This window comes from Pseudomonas sivasensis, from assembly GCF_013778505.1.
Taxonomy (GTDB): Bacteria; Pseudomonadota; Gammaproteobacteria; order Pseudomonadales; family Pseudomonadaceae; genus Aquipseudomonas; species Aquipseudomonas sivasensis.
This window is the reverse complement of sequence record NZ_JAAOWU010000002.1, coordinates 45,611-67,849: the sequence shown is the minus strand read 5'-3', so window position 1 is coordinate 67,849 and position 22,239 is coordinate 45,611. Positions and strand designations below refer to the sequence as shown.

17 protein-coding genes, 1 tRNA gene and 3 pseudogenes are annotated in these 22,239 nt (G+C 59.1%); 2 read left to right on the top strand and 19 right to left on the bottom strand.

The genetic code is table 11. The features are described 5' to 3' along the window. Positions 1-4: 4 nt before the first annotated feature. From pqqE to G9Q84_RS29125, 10 genes and pseudogenes are all read right to left on the bottom strand, one after another. A complete protein-coding gene (pqqE, locus tag G9Q84_RS03840; RefSeq protein ID WP_185159994.1) occupies positions 5-1,186 on the bottom strand; it encodes a pyrroloquinoline quinone biosynthesis protein PqqE in 1,182 nt (393 codons plus the stop codon). Continuing rightward, positions 1,128-1,403 (bottom strand): pyrroloquinoline quinone biosynthesis peptide chaperone PqqD, encoded by a 276-nt coding sequence (gene pqqD / locus G9Q84_RS03835; protein WP_095185054.1) that lies wholly within the window; start codon positions 1,401-1,403, stop codon positions 1,128-1,130. Before pqqD ends, pqqE begins: the two co-directional genes overlap by 59 nt. After that, positions 1,400-2,152, bottom strand: coding sequence for a pyrroloquinoline-quinone synthase PqqC (gene pqqC / locus G9Q84_RS03830; RefSeq protein ID WP_099601639.1), 753 nt, complete (start codon positions 2,150-2,152; stop codon positions 1,400-1,402). Before pqqC ends, pqqD begins: the two co-directional genes overlap by 4 nt. An 11-nt stretch (positions 2,153-2,163) precedes the next feature. After that, complete coding sequence (gene pqqB, locus G9Q84_RS03825; protein WP_181642915.1) at positions 2,164-3,075, bottom strand: pyrroloquinoline quinone biosynthesis protein PqqB; 912 nt, start codon at positions 3,073-3,075, stop codon at positions 2,164-2,166. A gap of 71 nt (positions 3,076-3,146) precedes the next feature. Further along, positions 3,147-3,221 (bottom strand): pyrroloquinoline quinone precursor peptide PqqA, encoded by a 75-nt coding sequence (pqqA, locus tag G9Q84_RS03820; RefSeq protein WP_003194766.1) that lies wholly within the window; start codon positions 3,219-3,221, stop codon positions 3,147-3,149. A gap of 174 nt (positions 3,222-3,395) precedes the next feature. After that, complete coding sequence (gene pqqF / locus G9Q84_RS03815) at positions 3,396-5,750, bottom strand: pyrroloquinoline quinone biosynthesis protein PqqF (protein WP_181642914.1); 2,355 nt, start codon at positions 5,748-5,750, stop codon at positions 3,396-3,398. A gap of 48 nt (positions 5,751-5,798) precedes the next feature. Continuing rightward, positions 5,799-6,593, bottom strand: coding sequence for a carbon-nitrogen hydrolase family protein (locus G9Q84_RS03810; protein WP_095185051.1), 795 nt, complete (start codon positions 6,591-6,593; stop codon positions 5,799-5,801). 11 nt (positions 6,594-6,604) lie between these two features. Continuing rightward, entirely contained in the window at positions 6,605-8,296 is a 1,692-nt protein-coding gene (locus G9Q84_RS03805; protein ID WP_032883896.1) for a flavin monoamine oxidase family protein, read from the bottom strand. A 146-nt stretch (positions 8,297-8,442) separates the two neighbouring features. Further along, a complete protein-coding gene (locus G9Q84_RS03800) occupies positions 8,443-8,889 on the bottom strand; it encodes an Lrp/AsnC family transcriptional regulator (protein ID WP_032883895.1) in 447 nt (148 codons plus the stop codon). A 36-nt stretch (positions 8,890-8,925) separates the two neighbouring features. Continuing rightward, positions 8,926-9,078: pseudogene (locus tag G9Q84_RS29125) on the bottom strand (LysR family transcriptional regulator); the annotation flags it as partial. Positions 9,079-9,082: 4 nt separating this feature from the next. Here G9Q84_RS29125 and G9Q84_RS29120 point away from each other — a divergent pair. Next, a pseudogene (locus G9Q84_RS29120) lies at positions 9,083-9,387 on the top strand (VOC family protein); the annotation flags it as partial. Positions 9,388-10,152: 765 nt separating this feature from the next. On the opposite strand, the gene G9Q84_RS03795 reads toward G9Q84_RS29120, so the two are convergent. The 8 genes and pseudogenes from G9Q84_RS03795 to rpsU form a co-directional block, all read right to left on the bottom strand. Continuing rightward, a complete protein-coding gene (locus G9Q84_RS03795) occupies positions 10,153-10,395 on the bottom strand; it encodes a hypothetical protein (protein ID WP_181642913.1) in 243 nt (80 codons plus the stop codon). Between the two features lie 10 nt (positions 10,396-10,405). Next, entirely contained in the window at positions 10,406-10,906 is a 501-nt protein-coding gene (locus G9Q84_RS03790) for a hypothetical protein (RefSeq protein ID WP_181642912.1), read from the bottom strand. A gap of 600 nt (positions 10,907-11,506) precedes the next feature. Further along, positions 11,507-11,742 (bottom strand): annotated as a pseudogene (locus G9Q84_RS29115) (site-specific integrase); the annotation flags it as partial. Positions 11,743-11,867: 125 nt separating this feature from the next. Beyond that, positions 11,868-11,944: transfer RNA gene (locus tag G9Q84_RS03785), tRNA-Ile, on the bottom strand. Between the two features lie 15 nt (positions 11,945-11,959). Next, complete coding sequence (locus tag G9Q84_RS03780) at positions 11,960-15,703, bottom strand: EAL domain-containing protein (protein WP_095185048.1); 3,744 nt, start codon at positions 15,701-15,703, stop codon at positions 11,960-11,962. A gap of 123 nt (positions 15,704-15,826) precedes the next feature. Continuing rightward, the gene (gene rpoD / locus G9Q84_RS03775; protein WP_095185047.1) at positions 15,827-17,677 is read right to left on the bottom strand and encodes an RNA polymerase sigma factor RpoD; all 1,851 of its coding nucleotides are present in this window, start codon (positions 17,675-17,677) and stop codon (positions 15,827-15,829) included. Positions 17,678-17,744: 67 nt separating this feature from the next. Continuing rightward, entirely contained in the window at positions 17,745-19,712 is a 1,968-nt protein-coding gene (dnaG, locus tag G9Q84_RS03770) for a DNA primase (protein ID WP_032883872.1), read from the bottom strand. Positions 19,713-20,155: 443 nt separating this feature from the next. Next, entirely contained in the window at positions 20,156-20,371 is a 216-nt protein-coding gene (gene rpsU, locus G9Q84_RS03765; RefSeq protein WP_002551877.1) for a 30S ribosomal protein S21, read from the bottom strand. A gap of 202 nt (positions 20,372-20,573) precedes the next feature. On the opposite strand from rpsU, the gene tsaD reads away from it, so the two are divergent. Further along, on the top strand, positions 20,574-21,599 hold the full coding sequence (gene tsaD / locus G9Q84_RS03760; RefSeq protein ID WP_032883871.1) for a tRNA (adenosine(37)-N6)-threonylcarbamoyltransferase complex transferase subunit TsaD: 1,026 nt from the start codon (positions 20,574-20,576) through the stop codon (positions 21,597-21,599). 43 nt (positions 21,600-21,642) lie between these two features. On the opposite strand, the gene plsY is transcribed toward tsaD, so the two are convergent. Beyond that, on the bottom strand, positions 21,643-22,212 hold the full coding sequence (gene plsY, locus G9Q84_RS03755; RefSeq protein ID WP_032883869.1) for a glycerol-3-phosphate 1-O-acyltransferase PlsY: 570 nt from the start codon (positions 22,210-22,212) through the stop codon (positions 21,643-21,645). Between the last annotated feature and the right edge of the window lie 27 nt (positions 22,213-22,239).

Here is a 22,239-nt window from a genome sequence, read left to right as displayed (position 1 = left end):
GCTGTTAGCCTTTTGCGATGAGCCGTGAATTGCGCTCATTGCGAAAGGCCAGTTGCTCGATGGTCTGGGTGGCGTGTTCGGCTTCTTCCCGCGCCTTGAGGATGATGCCGTGCTGCTCGGACTTGCTGCACACTGGGTCGGCATTGCTCGCATCCCCCGTGAGCATGAAGGCCTGGCAACGGCAGCCGCCGAAGTCCTTTTCCTTCTCGTCGCATGAGCGGCATGGCTCCGGCATCCAGTCGTAGCCGCGAAAGCGGTTGAAGCCAAACGAGTCGTACCAGATGTGTTGCATGCTGTGGTCGCGCACATTCGGAAACTGCACCGGCATCTGTCGGGCGCCGTGACAGGGCAGGGCGGTTCCGTCTGGCGTGACTGTAAGAAAGATACTGCCCCAACCGTTCATACAGGCTTTTGGGCGTTCCTCGTAGTAATCCGGCGTTACGAAGATCAGCTTGCACGGATGGCCTTCGGCTTCGAGCTTGGCGCGGTATTCGTTGGTGATGCGTTCGGCGCGCACCAACTGCTCCTTGGTTGGCAACAGCCCAACACGATTGAGCTGCGCCCAGCCGTAGAACTGGCAGGTCGCGAGTTCAACAAAGTCCGCTTCCAGCGCGATGCACAACTCGATGATGCGGTCGATCTTGTCGATATTGTGCCGATGGGTGACGAAGTTCAGCACCATCGGATAGCCGTGGGCTTTCACCGCACGAGCCATTTCCAATTTTTGCGCGAAGGCTTTTTTCGAGCCGGCCAGCAGGTTATTTACCTGTTCGTCGCTGGCCTGGAAGCTGATCTGGATATGGTCCAGGCCGGCCTTCTTGAAGTCGCTGATCTTCTGCTCGGTGAGGCCGATGCCGGAAGTGATCAGGTTGGTGTAGAACCCCAGTTTGCGAGCCTCGGCGATCAACTCGGCCAAGTCCTGACGCACCAGCGGTTCACCGCCGGAAAACCCCAGCTGCGCGGCGCCCATTTCCCGGGCTTCGCGAAATACCTTGATCCACTGCTCGGTGCTCAGTTCCTTGCCCTGCTCGGCAAAGTCCAGCGGGTTGGAGCAATACGGGCACTGCAGCGGGCAGCGGTAAGTCAGCTCGGCCAGCAGCCACAGCGGCAGGCCAATGGCCGGCTTTTCAGGCAAGGGTGATCCAGTGCTCAGCACGGGCGACCTCCATGAATTGCTCGATGTCATCACCGAGCTCAGGCACACCTGGGAATTGTTTATCCAACTCGGCGATGATTGCGGCCACGTCGCGCTCGCCGTCGATCAAACCACCGATCAACGCGGCGCTGTCATTGAGCTTGATCATGCCCTCAGGGTAGAGCAGCACATGGCCCTTTTGCGCAGGCTCGTACTGGTAGCGATAACCCTGGCGCCAGGTCGGTGTTCTGCTGCGATCAAAGCTCATAGGGTGATCCCTTTATGCCAGACCCGCTGCTCGGTCACGCTGTGATACGGCGGGCGTTTGAGTTCGTAGGCCATGCTCATGGCGTCCAGCATGCTCCACAGGATGTCCAGTTTGAACTGGAGAATTTCCAGCATGCGCTCCTGGCCTTCGCGGGTGGTGTAGTGCTGCAGGGTGATCGCCAGGCCGTGCTCCACATCGCGACGGGCCTGACCCAAGCGAGTGCGGAAATATTCGTAGCCGGTTGGGTCGATCCACGGGTAATGCTGCGGCCAACTGTCGAGGCGCGACTGGTGGATCTGCGGCGCGAACAGTTCGGTCAACGAGCTGCTGGCGGCCTCCTGCCAACTGGCGCGACGGGCGAAGTTGACGTAGGCGTCCACCGCAAACCGTACGCCGGGCAGCACCAATTCCTGGGAGCGCAGTTGGTCCGGGTCGAGGCCGACAGCCTCGCCCAGGCGAAGCCAGGCTTCGATACCGCCGTCCTCACCGGGAGCACCATCGTGGTCGAGCAAGCGCTGGATCCACTCGCGACGGATCTCGCGGTCCGGGCAGTTGGCCAGAATCGCGGCGTCCTTCAGGGGAATGTTCACTTGATAGTAGAAGCGGTTGGCGACCCAGCCCTGGATTTGTTCGCGGCTGGCACGGCCTTCGTACATCGCCACATGGTAAGGGTGATGGATATGGTAGAAGGCGCCCTTGGCGCGCAAGGCGGCTTCGAATTCGGCGGTAGTCAACGGTGTGTCAGTCATGTCGTCTGCTCCTACAATTCAATGCTCATGCCGTCGTAAGCCACTTCGACATTGCGCCGCACCAGCTCCGCCCGCTCGGGAGAATCTTCATCGAGGATCGGGTTGGTGTTGTTGATGTGGATAAGCACCTTGCGCTGCTCCGGCAGTTGCTCCAGCACTTCCAGCATGCCGCCGGGGCCGTTTTGCGCCAGGTGGCCCATCTCGCGACCGGTGCGGGTACCCACGCCACGGCGCTGCATTTCATCGTCGTCCCACATCGTGCCGTCTACCAGCAGGCAGTCGCTGCCGGCCATGATCTCCAACAGTGGCGCTTCGACTTTGCCCAGGCCCGGGGCGTAGAACAGTTTGCCGCCGGTGCGCAGGTCTTCAACGATCAGGCCAATGTTATCGCCGGGGTGCGGGTCGAAACGGTGCGGCGAGTAAGGCGGCGCAGCGCTGCGCAGTGGCAATGGAGTGAAGCGCAGATTCGGGCAGGCCGGGATGGTGAAGCTGGCGTCCAGTTCGATGCGGTTCCAGGCCAGACCGCCGTTCCAGTGGGTGAGCATGGTGAACAGCGGGAAGCCGGTGCTCAGGTCTTCATGGACCATGTCCGTGCACCACACCTGGTGCGGGCAGCCTTCGCGCAGGCTCAAGAGGCCCGTGGTGTGGTCGATTTGGCTGTCCATCAGGATGATCGCACTGATGCCGGTGTCGCGCAGGGCACGGCCCGGTTGCATCGGCGCAAAGCCTTGCAGCTGTGCGCGAATATCCGGGGAGGCATTGCACAGCACCCAATTCACACCATCGTCGGAGATCGCGATGGACGACTGGGTACGTGCCTGGGCCCGCAGGCTGCCATCACGAAAACCTGCGCAGTTCACGCAGTTGCAGTTCCACTGCGGGAAACCACCGCCGGCGGCGGAACCTAGAATCTGGACGAACATGGTTACTCCATCACGCAAAGCTCAAAACAAAAACGCCCCGGGCGAACCGAGGCGTTGTATTACCCAGCGGATTAACGGCTGGCGAAGTACATGGTGACTTCGAAACCGATGCGCAGATCAGTGTAAGCAGGTTTGGACCAAGTCATATTCTTACTCCTACGAAGTGATGGGACGTTTACTACCAAGTAATACATATAGTCCACCTCCAGTCGGAGATGTTCAGATGTGTGCGTAGGAATGTTACTCAATTCTTGTCAGGTTAGCGCTGTCTTGGTGGAAAAAGCCTGTTGCAGGGTTGGCAATGATCAGCCTGCTGGCGTTCAGGCGCTCAACGTCTCCGGGCCGTTGGCTACGTAGCGCCAGCCACCTAGGGCGTCATTCAATTGCTGGGCGGCCAGCAGCAGGTCTTCACGGCTAACGCTGTGGATCAGTTGCTGAATGTGCGTGAGATAACCCGACGGATGGCCGGCCAAGTGTGCGTGCCACAGCAGCTCGGCAGCTTGGGCGACCGGCAACGCCTGATGTGAAAACTGTTGAGCCAGGGCAAGGTTGCCCAGATCTTCGAAACTGCCGACCAACGCTGGCAGTTGGGCCAGGAAAGTTTCCAGGTGCTCAACGATGCCTTCCAGGGACACGCTGGGAGACTGCACGCCAAACAATAGGCCGGTTTGCCCGTTTATCTGTCGGACTGCGCTGAATACTGCGTAGCCCAACTGCAGTTCAACCCGCAGGCGTTGGTAGAAAGGAGCTTGGAGCAGGTGTCCAAGCAGTCGCCACGACGCTTCATCGGCCAGGGATTGGCTCGGGGTCGGGCAAAACAGCAGCAAGGCGGCTTCGGTGGAGCTGGTTTTTATCTCATGCCACACGCGTTGACCACTGAGGTTTTGCAGTGTTTGTTCGATGTGGGCAGGTTGCCCAGGCAGACGGGCGGCGGCCGCTTTGATCAACGCTTGAGTTGCGATGGGTAAACCCAGGCCCAGGCCATGCCAGCGTGCGGTGGCCCAGGATGCAGGCTGCTCGTGGGGGGCGACATTACCAGCGGCGCAGCACGAGGGCAGCGCCTTGAGCAACGCTCGGATTGGGATCATGGGCGGTGGCGCGATGACAGCTTCTTGCGGCTGATTCAGTCTTTGCGCCAAGACCTCCAGCACGGCCGGCATGGGCTCGTGCAGGCCGGTCATTTTCACCAGCCAGTCACTACCGGTGGCTTCAAAGGACACTTCAACACCCGCCTGACGTGCATTTTCAAGCAAGGGCTGCAAGCTGCTTTCCACCCCGGCGGCAACTGGCGAGCCAAACCGCCATTGCAGGTACAGCGCGCCTTCGTCGCTGTCATCCGCCAAGGCCTGGCTGAATGTTAGCGCCGCTACCTCCCGGCGACCCCGCGAGCGATCCTGGGCAAAGGTTCGCAGCCCTCGGTGGGCGCTGGTTTGGCCGCGGATCAGGCCTGCGCGCTCTTGCTTGACCGGTGGGCGCAGGAACGAATTGTTCGATGGGAGTTGCCAGCGATGTTCGGCGGGCGGTAGTTGCAGTGATTCAAGCAGGGCCTTGAGCGCGGCGATGCCTTGCTCACCCAGATCGTCGCTGTCGTTTCGGGCCAATGTCAGGGCGCCTTGGATCTGTTGTTGTCGCACGTTCAGCAGCGCGAACTCTTCGCGCAGCGGAGTCCAGTCGCTGTGTGAGAAAAAGCTCAGCCAGTCGTGCAACAGTGCCTCAATGTGTGTCGCCGGTTTGTCTGCGGTACCGAGCGTAAAGTCGATATCCAGCACTGCTTGTCCGGCCGCGTGGTACAGCACTGACGCCTGCAGTGCGCTGACCAATTGCCGTGCTTTCAACTCAGCGAGCAGCCCGCCCGGTGCAGAGGCGTTTAGCCAAGTGCAGAGGAAATCCAGTGCTTCGCGGGGTACGTCACAGGTGATGACGTGGTGCAGGTGTCCGCCTTCGGTGTGCTGATACCGCCGAGCCTGGCCTTGCATCAGGGCCGGTGGCGACGCCTGCGGATGTTGCGGGCCAGAGACCAGTTGCACACTGAACTGCTGCGCCAGGGCTTCCAGCTCTTGCAGCGACTGCGGACCGGCAAGGCTCAAAGTCATCTGCCCGCTCTGATAGAAATGTGTGTGGAATTCCCGCAAGGCTTGTTGAAACGCCTCGCGCTCCACCGGCAGGCTGTCGCGGTTGCCGGCATGAAAACCACGCAACGGATGATCCGCCGCCAAGCCTTCGAACAGCGCGACCTGTTGCTGAGCCTTGGCATCTTGAGACCAGGCGACAAACTCTGCGTGCAGCACTTCGCGCTCGCGCAGTTGATCCTCCAGCGTCAGGCGCGGATGGGTCAGCATGTCGGCCAGCCGTTCAAGTCCCTCTGCAAAGGTCGGAACGGGCAGTTCAAAGAAGAAGTCCGTGGTGCGTTCGCGGGTGCTGGCATTCACTTGGCCACCGTGACGTTGTACGTAGGCCATCAACCCTTCGCCGCTGGGAAACCGCTCGGTGCCGAGAAACAACAAATGCTCAAGAAAATGCGCCAGACCCGGCCAAGCCAACGGTACGTCATGGCTGCCGGCAGCCACCCTTAACGCTGCGGCGCAACGCTTCAAACGTGGCGCATGGCGCAGGCAAACCCGCAGGCCGTTGGCCAGGGTCAAATGAACGGGATAAGGGTGGGCCGGGACAGGCATGGGCACTTCCAGAGCGGGGCAAGTGCCTATGCTAACAAACCCATCGGATCAGGGCTTGTGCAGCGGGCCGTAAAGCTCGGGGCGACGGTCTTGCAGGTAGTGATTGGCGGCGCGGGCGTCGAGGATCGATTGGTGATCCAACGTGCCGACAATCAAGGCTTCATCCAGACCGGCCTGGGCGATGCGCTGGCCATCCGGTGCGGCGATGCTGCTTTGGCCACAGTACTGAATCTCGCCTTCGTGCCCGCAATAGTTGGCATAGGCCACGTAGCACTGGTTTTCAAAGGCCCGCGCCCGCACGGTGACGTCGGCAACGAAATCGAACGGCACCATGTTGGCGGTGGGCACCAGTATTAATTCGGCCCCGGCCAAGGCCAGGCGTCGGGTGTTTTCCGGGAACTCCAGGTCGTAGCAAATCAGGAATCCCAGCTTCCAACCGTTGAGCTCCACCAGTGGGAAGTCATCGTCGCCGGCACTGAACATCGAATGGTCCAGATCCCCGAACAGATGGGTCTTGCGATAGTTGCAGAGGCGCTGGCCGTTGGCGTCTATCAGCTGCACGGCGTTGTAGATCTGCCCATCGTCGGCCCGCTCAGGATAGCCATACAAAATGGCCAGTCCGGCGCTTTGCGCGATGTCGGCAATGGTCTGGGCAGACTCGCCATCCCGCGCTTCGGCCAATGCCCCGACGGCTTCTGCGCCGATGTTGTAACCGGTCAGGAACATCTCCGGCAGCACTAGCACATCGGCGCCGGTCGCTTCGTGTGCGAGCTGGCGCAGGCGCTTGAGGTTGCCCGCCACTTCCAGTGGCAGCGGCGGGCATTGGTACAGGGCGACACGCATGGCGTAACTCCTTATTCGGCCAGGGCGATTGGCCCGATGTCATCGAACACGTCGCCCGGCCCTGGGTTCTCGGCGTGAGTACTGCCACCGAAGTGGGTCATGATGCCCCACACCGCGTTCAGCGAGGTTTGTACTGCGCCTTCCACCCAGGCAGGTGTCCAGGAAACGTCGTCGCCGGCGATAAAAATCCCACGCTGTTCGGCCGGCATGTCCTTCTGCATAAAGTGCGCATACATACGCTGGTTGTAACGATAGTGGCCAGGCAGCGCGCCTTTGAAGGCCCCGAGGAAATGCGGGTCGGCCTCCCAGGACACGGTGATCGGATCACCAATGATGCGCGCCTTGATATCGACTTTCGGGTAGATCTTGTTCAAGGCATCCAGGGCCAGCTTTACCCGCTTTTCGATAGGCTGCGGAAGCATTTTTAGCGCGTCGCTCATCCACGAGTACGACAAGCAGATCACCCCTGGTTTGTCGTCGCCGTTGTCGAACAGGTAAGTGCCGCGGGTGAGGCGGTCGGTGAGGGTCATGCTCATGAGGTCGCGGCCGGTTTCCGGATCTTTGTCTTTCCAGAAGGGGCGGTCGACCATCACGAAGGTTTTCGAGGATTGCATGTAGCGGGTGCGGTCCAGGGCCATCCACATCTTTTGCGAGAACAGGGTTTCATCGCATTCGATTTGGGTAGTCAGCAGCCAGCTTTGGCAGGTGGTGAGGACGGCGGCATATTCGCGGGTGTCGCCGTAGTTGTCGGTCACCGCGAAGCGGCCATCGGCTGCATGTGCAATGCGCTTGACCCCGGCTCTCGGCGCGCCGCTGTGCAACGAGCTGAGGCTGGTGCCGGCCGGCCAGTGGGCGCAGCGTTCCGGTACATGGCGCCAGATACCCATTGGCACTTGGGCCACGCCACCGACCACCAAGTGTTGGTGGTCGTCGCAGTTGGTCATCACTACGCGGAAGATTTCCAGCATCGAGTTGGGAAAGTCCGAGTCCCAGCCGCCGGTGCCGAAACCGACTTGCCCAAACACTTCACGGTGATGAAACGACAACTTGGCGAACGCCTTGGACGTGGCGACGAAATCGTAGAAGGTGCGGTCGTCCCACAGGGGCACCAGCTTATTCCACAGCGCTTTGAGACGCGGTACGTCGCGGTCGCGAATGGCTTGCTGGATATCACCGAACTGCGAGCCGGCTTCCAGGGCGTCGGCCCAAGCGTCAGCCACTTCCTGGAACAGTGCAGGCAAGTCGGACAGCTTTTGTGCGTAGTGGGTTTGGCCTTCGAGGTCGATCACGGTGCTGCCGGAGGCCGGCGTCAGTGGGTTGGGGAACGGTTTGGTTTCCAGTCCCAGCTTGTCCACATAGTGATAGAAGGCGGTGGACGACACCGGGAAGCGCATGCCGCCCAGCTCGGCGATGATGCCTTCGGCACCTTCGAAAGCCTGGGAGCGCAAACGGCCACCCATTTTCGAGGCTTCGTACACCACGGGTTTGAGGCCCAGCTTCATCAGCTCATAGGCGGCAACCAGCCCGGCGATACCTGCGCCGATGATGGCTACTTCTGCACCATGGTTGGCGGCGGGGATGCTGCCCAAGCCTGCGGGGTGCTCGATCCAGTCATCAAAGGCAAACGGAAAATCCGGGCCGAAGATGGTGATGGGCTTTTTACCGTCTGCAGGGTGGCGACTGTTTTTGTTCGACGTATTCATGGCTGACCTGGCTGGATACCCGGCGGGGCACGACCCGCTGAGTATAGGAAAAGATGGCAGCCAGTTTAGGGAGCGTTGCGCTCGTTAATAAGACGCAATGTGTCGTCGGAATGAATTGTTTTCAGTCGAAGTGACGAGGTTGCTGGTCATATTGGTTGTCCGCGATCCAATTTGTTACTGAGGATGATCGAGGTGGTGGTTTTCTCTACACCATCGACACTGCCGATCTGGTCCAGTAACTGATCCAGTTGCTCCGGCGAATCCGTCCGTAGCCAAGCCACGTAATCAAACTCGCCGCTCACCGCGCACAACTGTTGCACCTGAGCCATGGCACTCAGCCTGCGCAACACTTCTTTGCCTGAGCGAGGTTGCACAGTGATGCCCACGTAGGCCTGCAAACCACCGTCCGCCACCCGTTGGCCCAAGCGCACGCCATAACCGGTGATCACTTGGGTTTTCTCCAGGCGCGCCAGGCGGGAGGTCACCGTGGTGCGCGCGATGCCCAACTGCCGCGCAAGCATGGCTACGCTTTCGCGGGCGTTGATCTGCAAGGCGGCGATCAGTTGGCGATCGATTTCATCGAGGACAGGCAAGGGAGGCTCCGTGACGGGCTGCAATGGGAACGCATGTTACAGGCTTGAATCGTCCAGCAGGCAGCGGGCAAACAGTTGTGGCACTGGTAAGTGCCGTTGGCTATAGCGACTCAGTAGGATGACCTCTCGGTAAAACGTCAGGTTGCCCAGCGGGATTATTCTTACTTGGGGCGAGCGCTCCAGCCACAGTCAGAGTTTCTTCGGCCACCCATTGGTCATCCCCGAACATCCGAAAACCGCCTTCCAGGACGCGGCCCACACCAATGCCGTCGACGTCCACGATGTCCCCGTGCCGTATTTCGGCGTGGTATTGGGCTGTGAAGATTGGCACGTACTGGCGGAACGCTTGCAGGCGCGAGGTACGACGTTTGCGCTGGAGTTGCATATTTGGTTCAAGGGCCAAGTAGGAGGGTGGCGACATTGTTCCTGTTTGACCCGTGCGTTAATGCGCTTGATTTCAAAGCATCCAGGGATATTGGTCCGTTGTTTGCGAAGTGAGGCGGTGGACGTTGTGTGGACAGTCCGGACACTGAGAGTGGGTCTTCAGACACACAAAAGCCGCGCAATGCGCGGCTTTGGAGTTGGTGGGCCCACACGGACTTGAACCGTGGACCAAAGGATTATGAGTTGCTGGACGAGGTGATATGCCTAGAGAAATCGTTCGTAGGTGAACGTAAGTTGGCATAGCTGGAGGCCCCGTAGTACGTGGTGTTAAGCGTAATTTTGAAAAGGTTGCTCAAGCTGAGTACTGTACCGTGGTTGTACTGATTTTGCGCCCTTTGAGTTTCGCAATTTGCCCCGCAGTGAATTCTTCGCCCACGATCTTCTGTAGTGCCCCCGGGCTAATTCTCTTGCATCTCAAAACCACGTTCCATTCACAGATCGAGAAGCAAAGCGCGACTTGGCCTAAGGCATGCGTATAGTCTGACTTTAAAAGGTTGGCGATTGCGGTGACCTTTCATGTGCGCTAGATCCGTGCTTTCTAGGATCAGAATTAGGCCGCGCCCGCAGAGTTGGCGAGGCTGGTCAATGTGGCATTACACATTTCCGACTGCACCTGGTCTGCGTTACAGCCGCCACCCATCATTTATCAGTGATTTTGGCGGCATCTAACCTACGTTAGGAGTTACCAGTATGTTCAAAGTAACCCCCCAATCCGCTTGCAAGGTCCAACGCTAAGATTATCGATCAACGCGCTGTTGATCGACTGTTGTCCCATATGATTTTGGGTCAGAGACGGCACCGAGAAATCGTGCCAGGGCTTCAGTCCCCCCCCGTGAACCGCCGCCGCGTCAGGAAAAGCACCACGCCCAGCGGCACGGCCAGCAGTGCTAGCAGCTCCAGGTCAAAGCCCAGCACCTGCTGCTCACCAACCTTGAAGATGCTGACCAAGCCCGTTGCCAGCAGCGCCAAACCCAGCCACTTGCGCAGCGGGTATGGTTTCAGAAACTGAACGAGGATCGCGCCCAGCACCAGAAGGAAGACAGTTTGCATGATGTAGGGCATGTGCAGTTCCTCAGACCTTGATGACCAGCGTCACGACAGAGCGCTGTGGGCCAATCCCGCCATGTACCTCTCCCTCGATGCTGACCAGCACGTCACCTGCATGAAGGTTCGGTAGGGCCCCTTTGAGGTACCAGTTGACACCTGTCGTCACGACTGCACCTGAAGCCCAACCAATGAGCGGCCCGCCCAACGCACCTACCTTCCCGGCAACGCCACCTGAGGCCGCAGCAATTCCCTTGGCGACGTTGCCGCGCATAGTAGTGATAGCGTCGGCCTGCTGCCGGATCAGGGGATTGGAAATGCAGACTGTCAGCAGGCATGGCAGGTTTCGAGCCTGCATTCGGTCGTACATATCGACGACGATGCTGTTGACTTGGTAATGGGCGCGTTTCGCTTCGCCAAAGTGCAGCTCGCGCAGGCGACCTCGGTCGCTTTCCATGAGGGTGATTTGAGACAGATTGAAGACGATCCCTTCCTCGGACCTGTACTGCGTGGTCTTCTCGAACTTCATGCGCGTATCCATTCGTGCAAAAAGACGATGATTTTCTACAAGCGGTGACTAAGATGCAAACGGTCTGTGATGTGAGGCCCCGGGGAATTTGACGTCTGCACGGGTCTCATCGCCAGCAAGCCAACTCCCCGGTAACAACACATCGAGCGCGTCGGTTTTGGAGACGTTAGGCCGAGGCGCCTCCGCACGAGGCACTGGCCGGGGTATGTTGTGACCGTGTAAAGCTCCGTCGACAACTTCTGCATTGCGCTGAGGGTTAAGGGCGTGCAATCAAACTGCAATCGCGGAATCCCGCCGCACCTCTCTCACGAGCCTGAAGGCGGCGGGTGATAATCGGGGTGCCCCTCGGTGCGCTCACCACGTGCAGAAGCCCAGAAGTATTTCGCGTGATGCTTGTAGACGTCGGTGACTTCCGATAGGTCTAAGCCCAGACCTTGAACCAAACTCTGTTGTCGCTGATGCCCAATTGACCCGGCTACCGAAATTTGGCTGACCCAAGCCTTGGCGTTGTAAGTATTAGCAGGTCTGACTTTGAGCGGATCACTGATGGAGCGGCTTTAAGTCGGCATCTGGGTTAATTCTGCATCAGCGATAACAAATGGTGGGTTTCTTGGTGGGGGTTATGTCGCTCAGATAGCGCTTGAGTGCAGCCTCTAGCGTCATTTTCTCCGAGCCGCTACGTCGGATGTACACGCCACGCACCATTTCTTCTTCGGTACGCCTCGACCAGTCCTCCGCATCACGCTTTGTGCGGAAGGTTTTGGAGACTGTGGGCCAGCCATTTTTACGAATGAGCGCCTTCAGGTGCCGGAAGGAGTTTTGACGAGAGTAGCCATGAGAGGGTGCTCCTAGGCGGCTGGCGAACCAGCACTGTACCTAAATTGTACCCTTGGACCATAGGACTGTATCTGTGGTGGACCAGCCAGAAACGCGAAAGCCGCGCAATGCGCGGCTTTGGAGTTGGTGGGCCCACACGGACTTGAACCGTGGACCAAAGGATTATGAGTCCTCTGCTCTGACCAACTGAGCTATAGGCCCTTAACAGGTCGCGGATTATAACGATGGTTTCTTCTGTGTGCTATCCGAAAAATCCTCAATGCTCATACGAAGGAAGGTAGCGACAAAAAGCTCCGGCGGCAGTGGCAAGCTGACGATGTAGCCTTGCATCTGTTCGCAGCCCTCAGCTGCCAGGAAGGCTTGCTGCGCGGGGTTCTCCACGCCTTCGGCGATGATGGTGAATTGCATGCTGTGGCCCAGGGCGATGATAGCGCGCACGATGGCGGCGTCGTGGGGGTCGTCCGGCAGGCCGCGGACGAAGGATTGGTCGATCTTCAGGAAATCCAGCGGTAGCCGTTTGAGGTAGCTGAGGGACGAGTAGCCAGTGCCGAAGTCATCAATTGCCAGCTGCACGCCCAGTTGTTTGAGTTGGTGTAGCACCTCAAGTGCTTCTTCGGCCTGGCTCATGATGAAATTTTCAGTGATCTCCAGTTGCAGGTGACCTGGGTCGAGGTGGTAGTCGCGCAACAGTTGTTCTATTCGACTCAGCAAGCCGGGATGGCGTAGCTGCGCACCGGCGAGGTTGACCGACAGCGGGCCGAAATCTTCGTAGGTGCCCTGCCACGCGTGCAGTTGTCGGCAGGCCTGTTCCAAGACCCAATCGCCAATTTGCAGGATCGTGCCGTTCTCTTCGGCCAGGGCAATAAAGTGTTCTGGCGGTACGTCGCCAAAGGTGGGGTGATGCCAGCGGATCAGGGCTTCGGCACCGATCAGTTCTTGTGTTACCAGGCTCAGTTTCGGCTGGTAATACAGGCTCAGCTCTTTACGTTCGATGGCTCGCCGCAGTTCATGCTCCAGTGCCACACGCTCGTTGGCCTGAGCCGTCAGGTCGCGGGTGTAGCTTTCGACCCGGTTACGTCCCTTGGCTTTGGATCGATACATCGCAGCGTCGGCATTCTTGACCAAGGTGGCGACATCCGTACCGTCCTGCGGGTAAAGGCTGGTGCCGATGCTGGCGCTGATGAAGAACTCGTGCTCGCCAGCCTGGAATGGCGGGGTGAAGCAGGTCAGTAACTTGTTGGCCAATTGCTCGGCGTCATTGGCGTGTTGCAGGCCGGGCAGCAGGATGATGAATTCATCGCCGCCCAGGCGCGCTACGGTATCGATGTCTCGCAGTTGGTCCTTGAGGCGCACGGCAATGTCTTTGAGCAGCAGATCGCCGATCGGGTGGCCGAGGCTGTCGTTGATGTGTTTGAAGCGGTCCAGATCGAGGAACAACACCGCGCCCTGTTTGCCAGTCTCTTGATGGCCGTTTAGGGCTGCCTGCAACCGGTTTTCAAATAGAGTGCGGTTGGGCAGCCCGGTCAGTGGATCGTGGTGCGCCTGATAATCGAGGCGCGCCTGGGCCAGTTTGAGGCTGGAGATGTCTGCAAACACCGCCACAAAGTGAGTGATCAATTGATCCCGGTTGCGCACGGCGCTGATGGTCAGCCAACTGGGGTACAGTTCGCCGTTCTTTCGACGGTTGGAAATCTCGCCCTGCCAATGACCTTGGGCCGTCAATTGGTGCCACATCGCGGCGTAAAACGCGCTGTCATGCAGGCCAGAGGCGAGGAGGCGGGGTGTTTGGCCGAGGGCTTCGGCTTCGCTGTAGCCAGTGATTTCGCTGAAGGCGCGGTTGACGGCGCTGATGTTCTGCCGGGTGTCGGTGATCAACACGCCTTCGGCGGTACTCTCGAATACCGTCGCGGCCTGTTGCAGTTTTTCCTGCATCAATTGACGTTCGGTGATGTCGCGGGCGATGGTCAGCATGCAGTCTTCCCCGGCGATCGGCAGCGGGCGACTGGACACTTCACACATCCGAATTTCACCGTCGCTACGGCGTATGTGGCAGATGAAATCACGCACAAAGCCATCTCGCTGCATCAGTTCCAGCATGTGTTTGCGTTCGTTGAGATCGACCCAGATGCCCAGTTCCAGGGTTGATTGGTCGAGAGAGGTGGCGCTGGTGTAACCGGTCAGGCGGCTGAAACCTTCGTTGACTTCAATCAGCAGGCCGTCGCGTTGGCGGCTCAGCAGCAAGCCGTCGGGCGAAGCATGGAAGGCTTTGGCGAACTTCTCTTCGGAGGTTTGCAGCAGTTGCTGGGTTTCCTTGAGTTGGGTGATATCGCGCACCACTACCACGATGGCTTCAATCGCGTCGAGCTGGAAGGGCTCCGCGGAGATAAGCCCGGTGAAGGCTTGGCCGTTGCTGCGCAAAAACGGCATTTCAAGGTTGCGAATACTGGTTGTCTGGACGCGTTGCAACAACTCCGGACCGATGCCCGGGATGCCCCATATCTCCAGTTCCGTGCCGGTTCTGCCGATCACTTCCTCGGCGGTCAGGCCGATTTGATCTTCGAACGCTTTATTGACCTCCAGCAGACAGCCATCGGAAAGCCGCGCGATCACCAGGATGTCGGGGCATTGCTGGAAGACCGAGGCAAACTTCTGCTCGGACAGCTGCAGCGCCTCCTCGGTGCGCTTGGCCTCGCTGATATCAATCATCAAGCCGCGCAGCACCGGCTCATGGCCGTGTTCGATCAGGCTGACAATATCGCGTACCCACAAACAGCGGCCGTCGGCGGTGATCACTCGGTAATCAATGCTGTGGTCGCGGTTGGCGCGGGTTTCGCGATAGCAATAGGCTTCGGTGCGGATCAGGTCGGCGGGGTGAATGATGTTGCGCCAGAAGCCCGGAATCAGCCAATGGGCTCGTGGGTAACCCAGCAGGTCCTCGGCGTGGGGCGACACGTAACTGTAGGTGAAATCGGTGATGCTGGCTTCCCAGGCAATAGCGGACAAGCTTTCTACCAGGCCGCGATAGTGGTACTCGCTGCTGCGCAATTCTTGTTCAAGCGCGACGCGGCGGGAAATTTCCGAACTCAGCCGGCGATTGATCCGAATCACGACGGCCAATACGGCGATTAGCAGCAGCACGGCGGGCAGGCCGTACATCAGCAGGTCGCGCCAGAACGTGCGGTTATCCGTGAAGTTGCCTACCCAGTGCTGTTGGATGGCATTGGTTTCATCGGGGCTGAGGTCGGCCAGGACTTTATCCAGGATGCCCACCAGTATTTTGTCGTCCCGTGGCACTCCCATCGCCAATTGATAACGGTAAGGGGTATCGCCGCTGACGTATAGACCATCGAGTTTTAGTTCGCGCAGGCTCCAGACGCTGGACGCCAGGTCGCTGACCACGGTATCGACTTCGCCGGTCGCCAAGGCCTGCAGCGTGGAACTGACGTTGGGCATCGCGACCAGGTTGAGGTCAGGATGGTGGGTGCGCAGCAACTCGTGAGGGGCGTAGTTCTCCACCACGGCAACCTTCAATCCGTAAAGGTCCTTGAGATTACGCGGCCGTGCCCCGCCTTCGTGGGCAAGAATCACCATCGGGAAGTCGATGTAAGGCCGGGTGAAGGCCAGATAATTCTGGCGCTCCGGTGTCGACATGATGCTGGGGATAAGGTCGAGCTGATTGCTTCGAGCCATCTCCAATACGGCACCCCAGCTCGGCGGCTCGATTATCTTGACCCTGACGCCCAGGCGATCCTGGATCAGACGCACGTAATCCGCCGACAAGCCTTGGTATCGACCATTTTCATCACGGTATTCGAAGGGTGGCCACGAGGGGTCCACTCCCAGTCTCAGCTCCTGATGGTCCGCCAGCCAGCCACGCTCATCATCAGTAAGAGTCAACGCGCCAGCCGTTGCGGTCCAGTTCAGCAGCGACAGCAGTATCACGGTCGGCAATCTGGGCATAACGGTCTCGTTATGGCACGGGGGAATGTGTCGAGTGTAGACGGGCATTGCGGGGGGAGTGGGGCAGTACGGGATTTTATCTATGCAAAACAAAACCCCCGGCATGGGCCGGGGGTTCTGGTATCACTCGTCGAGGAAGGAGCGCAGATGCTCGCTTCGCGTCGGGTGGCGCAATTTGCGCAGCGCCTTGGCTTCGATCTGACGGATCCGTTCACGGGTCACGTCAAACTGCTTACCGACTTCCTCAAGGGTGTGGTCGGTATTCATGTCGATGCCGAAACGCATGCGCAGTACCTTGGCTTCACGGGCAGTGAGGCCGGACAGTACGTCGCGAGTCGCTTCTTTCAAGCTCTCAACTGTGGCGACATCGATTGGCGACTGCATAGTCGAGTCTTCGATGAAGTCACCCAGGTGGGAGTCTTCGTCATCACCGATCGGGGTTTCCATGGAGATCGGCTCTTTAGCGATCTTCAATACCTTACGGATTTTATCCTCAGGCATTTCCATGCGTTCGCCCAGCTCTTCCGGGGTCGGTTCGCGACCCATTTCCTGCAACATCTGCCGGGAAATACGGTTGAGCTTGTTGATCGTCTCGATCATGTGCACCGGAATACGAATGGTGCGGGCCTGGTCGGCGATCGAGCGAGTGATCGCTTGACGGATCCACCAGGTGGCATAAGTCGAGAACTTGTAGCCGCGACGGTATTCGAACTTGTCCACAGCCTTCATCAAGCCGATGTTGCCTTCCTGGATCAGATCGAGGAATTGCAGGCCACGGTTGGTGTACTTCTTGGCGATGGAGATCACCAGACGCAAGTTCGCTTCTACCATCTCTTTCTTCGCGCGGCGGGCTTTAGCCTCACCGATCGACATGCGACGGTTGATGTCCTTGATCTCGGCAATCGTCAGACCGGTTTCGGTCTCAAGTGCAGTCAGCTTCTGCTGGCAGCGGATGATATCCGGCTGCAGGCGACCAATGGCTTCAGCATACTTCGCCTTGCCTTTGGCCAGAGCGTCGCTCCAGCTTTCGTCAACTTCGTTGCCCGGGAACTGGCGCAGGAAGTCAGTACGCGGCATGCGAGCATCACGAACACAGAGCTGCATAATCGCACGCTCTTGTGCGCGCAGACGCTCAAGGGCGCTGCGAACGCGTTCAACCAGGCCTTCGAATTGCTTCGGAACCAGCTTGATTGGCATGAACAGCTCAGCCAGCGCCAGCAGCTCGGCAATTGCCAGCTTGTTGGAGCGACCGTGCTTTTTCAGGGCCTTGCGGGTGACTTCCATTTGATCGGAAACCGCACCGAAACGCTGGGCGGCGATGATCGGGTCTGGACCGCTTTCGACTTCTTCTTCGTCGTCGGTGCTGGCTTCAGCCTCGTCGTCTTCGGAGTCGTCGTCCGCTTTCGCGGCTTTCGCATCGACAGGCGGGGGTACTTCGGCAGCAGGCGGCGCAATACCGTCGTCCGGGTCGATATAACCGCTCAGGACGTCGGACAGGCGGCCACCTTCGGTGGTGACGCGAGTGTACTCGGAGAGAATGTGGTCAACCGTGCCAGGGAAGTGCGCGATTGCGCCCATCACTTCACGGATGCCCTCTTCGATACGCTTGGCGATTTCGATCTCGCCTTCGCGTGTCAGCAACTCGACGGTACCCATTTCACGCATATACATGCGCACAGGGTCAGTCGTGCGACCGATGTCGGTCTCCACCGCGGCCAACGCAGCAGCGGCTTCTTCAGCGGCTGCCTCGTCGGTATCGGCGTCGGCCAACATAAGGGCGTCCGCATCCGGAGCACTCTCGTGTACGGGGATCCCCATGTCATTAATCATGCGGATGATGTCTTCCACCTGCTCAGGATCTGAAATATCCTCAGGCAGGTGGTCGTTGACCTCTGCGTAAGTCAGATACTTCTGCTCACGACCAAGGGTGATCAACTCTTTGATACGAGACTGCTGTTGCGCTTTTCCGGACATAACACCCTATCCACTGAAGGTCTTGGCGGGCAAAAAACAAGCCGAGGATTATACCCGAGCTATGACCTCACACGCCAGCTGAGGTCGGGTTTGATGCGGAAACATTCTGTTTTAAGAGGTCGCGCATCTGTTTTGCTATCTGAATTTGCTCTTCAGCCGATAATCCTGGCTGTCTTGCTCTTTTGATGAGTTCATCGAGGGTTTGCGTATGCTGACCCGCAGATAACCTAGTAATGGTGTCTAAAAACTGTTGTTCAAGGTTATCGCCGTCAATTAGCCACTCCTTTTCCGCAAGTGCTTTCAACAAGCGCCCTTGTTCTGTGCCGTGCCAGCGTGCCATCAGCTGAATTGAGTTTAGCTTAGGATTTTTCTGCACGGCTTCGATCAGCGCGATCAGCACCTGAGCGTAGGTATTGCTCGCATTGGCAAAATGGTCGGCACTTTCGACCTTGCCCGCCAGTTGCGGGTGGTGAATGAGCGTGCGCAGGGCGATCAGCGTGGGCGCTTCTACGGCAACTGGCGTGCGTGGGGCGTAGGCCTCATCGCGATCGCCACGCTTGCCGTTCTTGCTCCACGGTTTCTTGTCCCATTTCTTGCCGCCGGCACCGGGCTTCTTCGGCGTCCATTCCTGCTGGGGCGCGTAGGCCTCCTGCGGCTGGAAGTCGGCATAGTCCGGCATGGCGTCGTAATCCATGCCCGGGTCGTAGGCGGGCGGAGCATCCTGCGGTGCGCTGTGCACCAGCTGACTGACGGCTTCGCCGCTTAGCCCGGTAATTTCCAGCAGGCGTTGGCGCATCAGGGTGCGCAGGTTGGCGCCAGGCACCTTGTCGATCAGCGGCGCTGCGAGGGTGGCCATATGGGCCTTGCCTTCAAGGGAGCGCGGATCGGCTTCCTCAGTCAGTTGCTGGAAAAAATAATCGGCCAGCGGCTGCGCATGTTGGTTGATGCGTGCGCGGAATGCGTCAGTGCCTTCGGAGCGCACCAGGGTGTCCGGGTCCTCTCCCTCGGGCAAGAACAGGAAGCGCGCGCGGCGCCCATCCTGCAGGCTCGACAGCGTGGCTTCGAGTGCGCGCCAAGCGGCGTTGCGGCCAGCCTGGTCGCCGTCGAAGCAGAACAGCACGCTGGGCACGACGCGAAACAGGCGCTTCAGATGTTCTTCGCTGGTGGCGGTGCCAAGGGTGGCGACGGCGTTGCGCAAGCCTTGCTGGGCCAGGGCGATCACGTCCATATAGCCTTCAACCACGATGATTTCATCGAGGTTGCGATTGTTCTTGCGCGCTTCGAACAGGCCGTAGAGTTCCTGGCCTTTGTGGAATACCGGGGTTTCCGGGGAGTTCAGGTACTTGGGTTTGTCGTCGCCCAGTACGCGGCCACCGAAGGCGATGATACGGCCGCGGCTGTCACGGATAGGGAACATCACGCGGTCGCGGAAGCGGTCGTAGCGCTTGCCGGTCTCGGCGTTTTCCACCAGGAGGCCTGCGTCGATCATCGCTTTTTGCTGCAGAGTGTCGCTGCTCAAATGTTTGTACAGGTTGTCCCAGCCGGGTGGCGCGAAGCCGAGACCGAAGTCGCGAGCGATTTCACCGGTAAGGCCGCGGCCCTTGAGGTAATCGACGGCCGCCTTGCGCTGAGGATGGCTCTTCAGTGCCTGCCGGTAAAAGTCGGCGGCGGCAGTGAGCAGCGGGTATAGCGGCGAATCGGTGGGTTGCCGTGGTTTGTGCGGGCGGCCACTTTCTTCGCGGGGGACTTCCATGCCGGCGGCTTTCGCCAGGTCCTCGATTGCCTGGGGGAAGTCCAGGTTGTCGTGGTCCATCAAGAAGCCGAGGGCGTTACCGCCTGCGCCGCAGCCAAAGCAGTAATAGAACTGCTTGTCTGGGCTGACGCTGAAAGACGGGGTTTTTTCTTTGTGGAACGGGCAGCAGGCGGTGTAATTCTTGCCGGCTTTCTTCAATTGCACGCGCGAGCTGACAACATCGACGATGTCGGTGCGGTTCAGAAGGTCGTCAATAAAGCTCTGGGGAATTAGCCCGGCCATGGCGTTCTCGTCATCACTGCGTGTAAATGAGGGCCCGTGAAGTGCTCAAGCGCTTGGGTCGAGTGGCTCGACCATCAATCGTCTGCTTGGGCTGTATGGAAGTGTATCTGCCGAACATTCACTGACGTTAATTTCTATCAGTCTTCGGCGAAGAAGTGTTGCCCCTGGCTCCGGTCTTGGCCGCTGGCGGCCTCGGAAGCTCATCGATGGGCACAGCCGACCGTTGATCGCCTGTTTACAGAATAAGTGTGCTCGTCAGTAGCCTTGTTAGGCTCGTCAGAAGAGACGTGCACCGCTGGCAAAAGAGCCAGTCCTGACGTGTGAAGCAGTTGTCTCAGTCGCATGTGCGGCTTCGACGATGAAGCATCAAGCGATATCTGCAAATGCCAATAGCCCGACTGAAGGGCCGGGCTTGGCAGAAGCTTGCTACGAACGTCTGTGTATTAGTACAGACGAACGGCGCGGCGCTGCTCGCGCTGAACTTTCTTGGCGTGACGCTTAACAGCGGCTGCTGCTTTACGCTTACGCTCAGAAGTTGGCTTCTCGTAAAATTCGCGGCTACGAACTTCGGCCAGTACACCGGCTTTTTCGCAGGAGCGCTTGAAACGACGCAGAGCTACGTCGAAGGGTTCGTTCTCTTTAACTTTGACGGCTGGCATCCAGAGCTACCTTCTTTCATTACCGGGATCAACGTTCTCGTCGCAAAAAATTCGCGGCTGAGGTCGTCGGTTTTTAAGGGTTGCGGATGTTAACCCCTCATTGACCGGAATGCAAAGCCTCTGATCGAAAACCGCTAGTCGGGAGGGGGAGTGGCGACTATTATGCGCGCCTTCGAATTTAGCCTCTACAAGGCGCAAACCCATGCTAGTACTGGGACTTGAAACCTCCTGCGACGAAACCGGTGTCGCACTTTACGACAGTGAACGCGGGCTTTTGGCCGATGCACTGTTCAGTCAGATCGACCTGCACCGCGCTTATGGCGGCGTGGTGCCGGAGCTGGCCAGCCGTGATCACGTCAAGCGCATGCTGCCCTTGATTCGCCAGGTGCTGGACGAGGCCGGTTGTGTGCCGACCGAGATCGACGCGATTGCCTACACGGCGGGCCCTGGATTGGTCGGAGCCCTTCTGGTTGGGGCCTCTTGCGCACAGGCGCTGGCTTTCGCCTGGGGTATTCCAGCCCTGGGTGTGCACCATATGGAAGGCCATTTACTGGCGCCGATGCTGGAAGAAAACCCGCCGCAGTTCCCGTTCGTCGCTTTGTTGGTTTCGGGGGGGCATACGCAGCTGGTTCAGGTCGACGGAATCGGTCAATACACGCTTTTGGGCGAGTCGCTGGACGACGCCGCCGGCGAAGCTTTCGACAAGACTGCGAAGATGATGGGCCTCAATTACCCCGGCGGACCGGAAATCGCCCGTCTCGCCGAAAAGGGCGTTGCTGGTCGCTACACCTTCCCGCGTCCGATGTGCGATCGCCCCGGTTTGATGTTCAGCTTCAGCGGTTTGAAAACCTCTGCGCTGAATACCTGGCAGCACAGCGTCAGCGCCGGGGACGACAGCGAGCAAGCCCGTTGCGACATCGCTCTGGCGTTCCAGCAGGCCGTGGTGGAGACTTTGACCATCAAGTGCAAGCGTGCTCTGAAACAGGCTGGCATGAAGCGTCTGGTGATCGCTGGCGGCGTCAGCGCCAACAAGGCGCTGCGCAGTTCATTGGAAAAAATGCTCGGTGATATGAAGGGGGATGTGTTCTACGCGCGCCCTGAGTTCTGCACCGACAATGGCGCCATGATCGCCTATGCCGGTTGCCAGCGTCTGCTGGCGGGGCAGCACGAAAGCCTGGCGATCAGCGTGCAGGCACGTTGGCCGATGGAGCAGCTGCCGCCGTTGTAGGCCGTTATTTGGGCGCGACGTGAGCCAGGTTCATCTGGGGGATTTAAAAATGCCGTTCGCGCCCGGCAAACAGGTCGCGTAAATTGCCCCGATGGCGCCAGACGATCAGCAATGTCAGCACGCTCATCGGCAGCAGCGCCGCCGGTTCCTGCCAGGCCAGCAATGGCAGGGTGAGCGGCGTGGCGATCAGTGCCGCCAGTGAGCTGGTTCGGGTCAGGTAGAACGTCAGCAGCCAGGCAAGCACGGCCAGTAGTGCCGCCGGTGGGTAGATCCCCAGCAGCATACCGGCCGCCGTGGCGACACCTTTGCCGCCGCGAAATCGGAAGTACAGTGGAAACAGATGGCCCAGGACGGCGCACACGCCCACCCAGGCCTGCTGTTGCAGGGTAAGGCCGGCGGTGCTGGCGATCAGCACGGGCAGCAAGCCCTTGCACAGATCGCCCAGCAGCGTCAGCACGGCGAGCTTCTTGCCGGCCAGGCGCAACATGTTGGTGGCGCCAGCATTGCCGGAACCACTCATTCGCGGGTCGGGGTTTCCCGTCAGGCGGCTGAGCAAAATGGCGAAGGACAGCGAGCCGAGCAGGTAGGCGAGAATCGCCAGTGACCAAAACATGCTAACTATTCCGGGCGAGGACGCCCT

Coding starts and splice junctions, on each gene's coding strand:
- pqqD (WP_095185054.1), bottom strand. CDS start 1,403: ATGAGCTTTGATCGCAGCAGAACACCGACCTGGCGCCAGGGTTATCGC.
- G9Q84_RS03780 (WP_095185048.1), bottom strand. CDS start 15,703: ATGCCCAGATTGCCGACCGTGATACTGCTGTCGCTGCTGAACTGGACC.
- G9Q84_RS03790 (WP_181642912.1), bottom strand. CDS start 10,906: ATGAAGTTCGAGAAGACCACGCAGTACAGGTCCGAGGAAGGGATCGTC.
- pqqE (WP_185159994.1), bottom strand. CDS start 1,186: ATGACATCGAGCAATTCATGGAGGTCGCCCGTGCTGAGCACTGGATCA.
- rpsU (WP_002551877.1), bottom strand. CDS start 20,371: ATGCCAGCCGTCAAAGTTAAAGAGAACGAACCCTTCGACGTAGCTCTG.
- G9Q84_RS03810 (WP_095185051.1), bottom strand. CDS start 6,593: ATGCGTGTCGCCCTGTACCAATGCCCGCCGCTGCCACTGGAAGTGGCG.
- plsY (WP_032883869.1), bottom strand. CDS start 22,212: ATGTTTTGGTCACTGGCGATTCTCGCCTACCTGCTCGGCTCGCTGTCC.
- pqqC (WP_099601639.1), bottom strand. CDS start 2,152: ATGACTGACACACCGTTGACTACCGCCGAATTCGAAGCCGCCTTGCGC.
- rpoD (WP_095185047.1), bottom strand. CDS start 17,677: ATGTCCGGAAAAGCGCAACAGCAGTCTCGTATCAAAGAGTTGATCACC.
- pqqB (WP_181642915.1), bottom strand. CDS start 3,075: ATGTTCGTCCAGATTCTAGGTTCCGCCGCCGGCGGTGGTTTCCCGCAG.
- G9Q84_RS03805 (WP_032883896.1), bottom strand. CDS start 8,296: ATGAATACGTCGAACAAAAACAGTCGCCACCCTGCAGACGGTAAAAAG.
- dnaG (WP_032883872.1), bottom strand. CDS start 19,712: ATGGCCGGGCTAATTCCCCAGAGCTTTATTGACGACCTTCTGAACCGC.
- pqqF (WP_181642914.1), bottom strand. CDS start 5,750: ATGCCTGTCCCGGCCCACCCTTATCCCGTTCATTTGACCCTGGCCAAC.
- tsaD (WP_032883871.1), top strand. CDS start 20,574: ATGCTAGTACTGGGACTTGAAACCTCCTGCGACGAAACCGGTGTCGCA.
- G9Q84_RS03795 (WP_181642913.1), bottom strand. CDS start 10,395: ATGCCCTACATCATGCAAACTGTCTTCCTTCTGGTGCTGGGCGCGATC.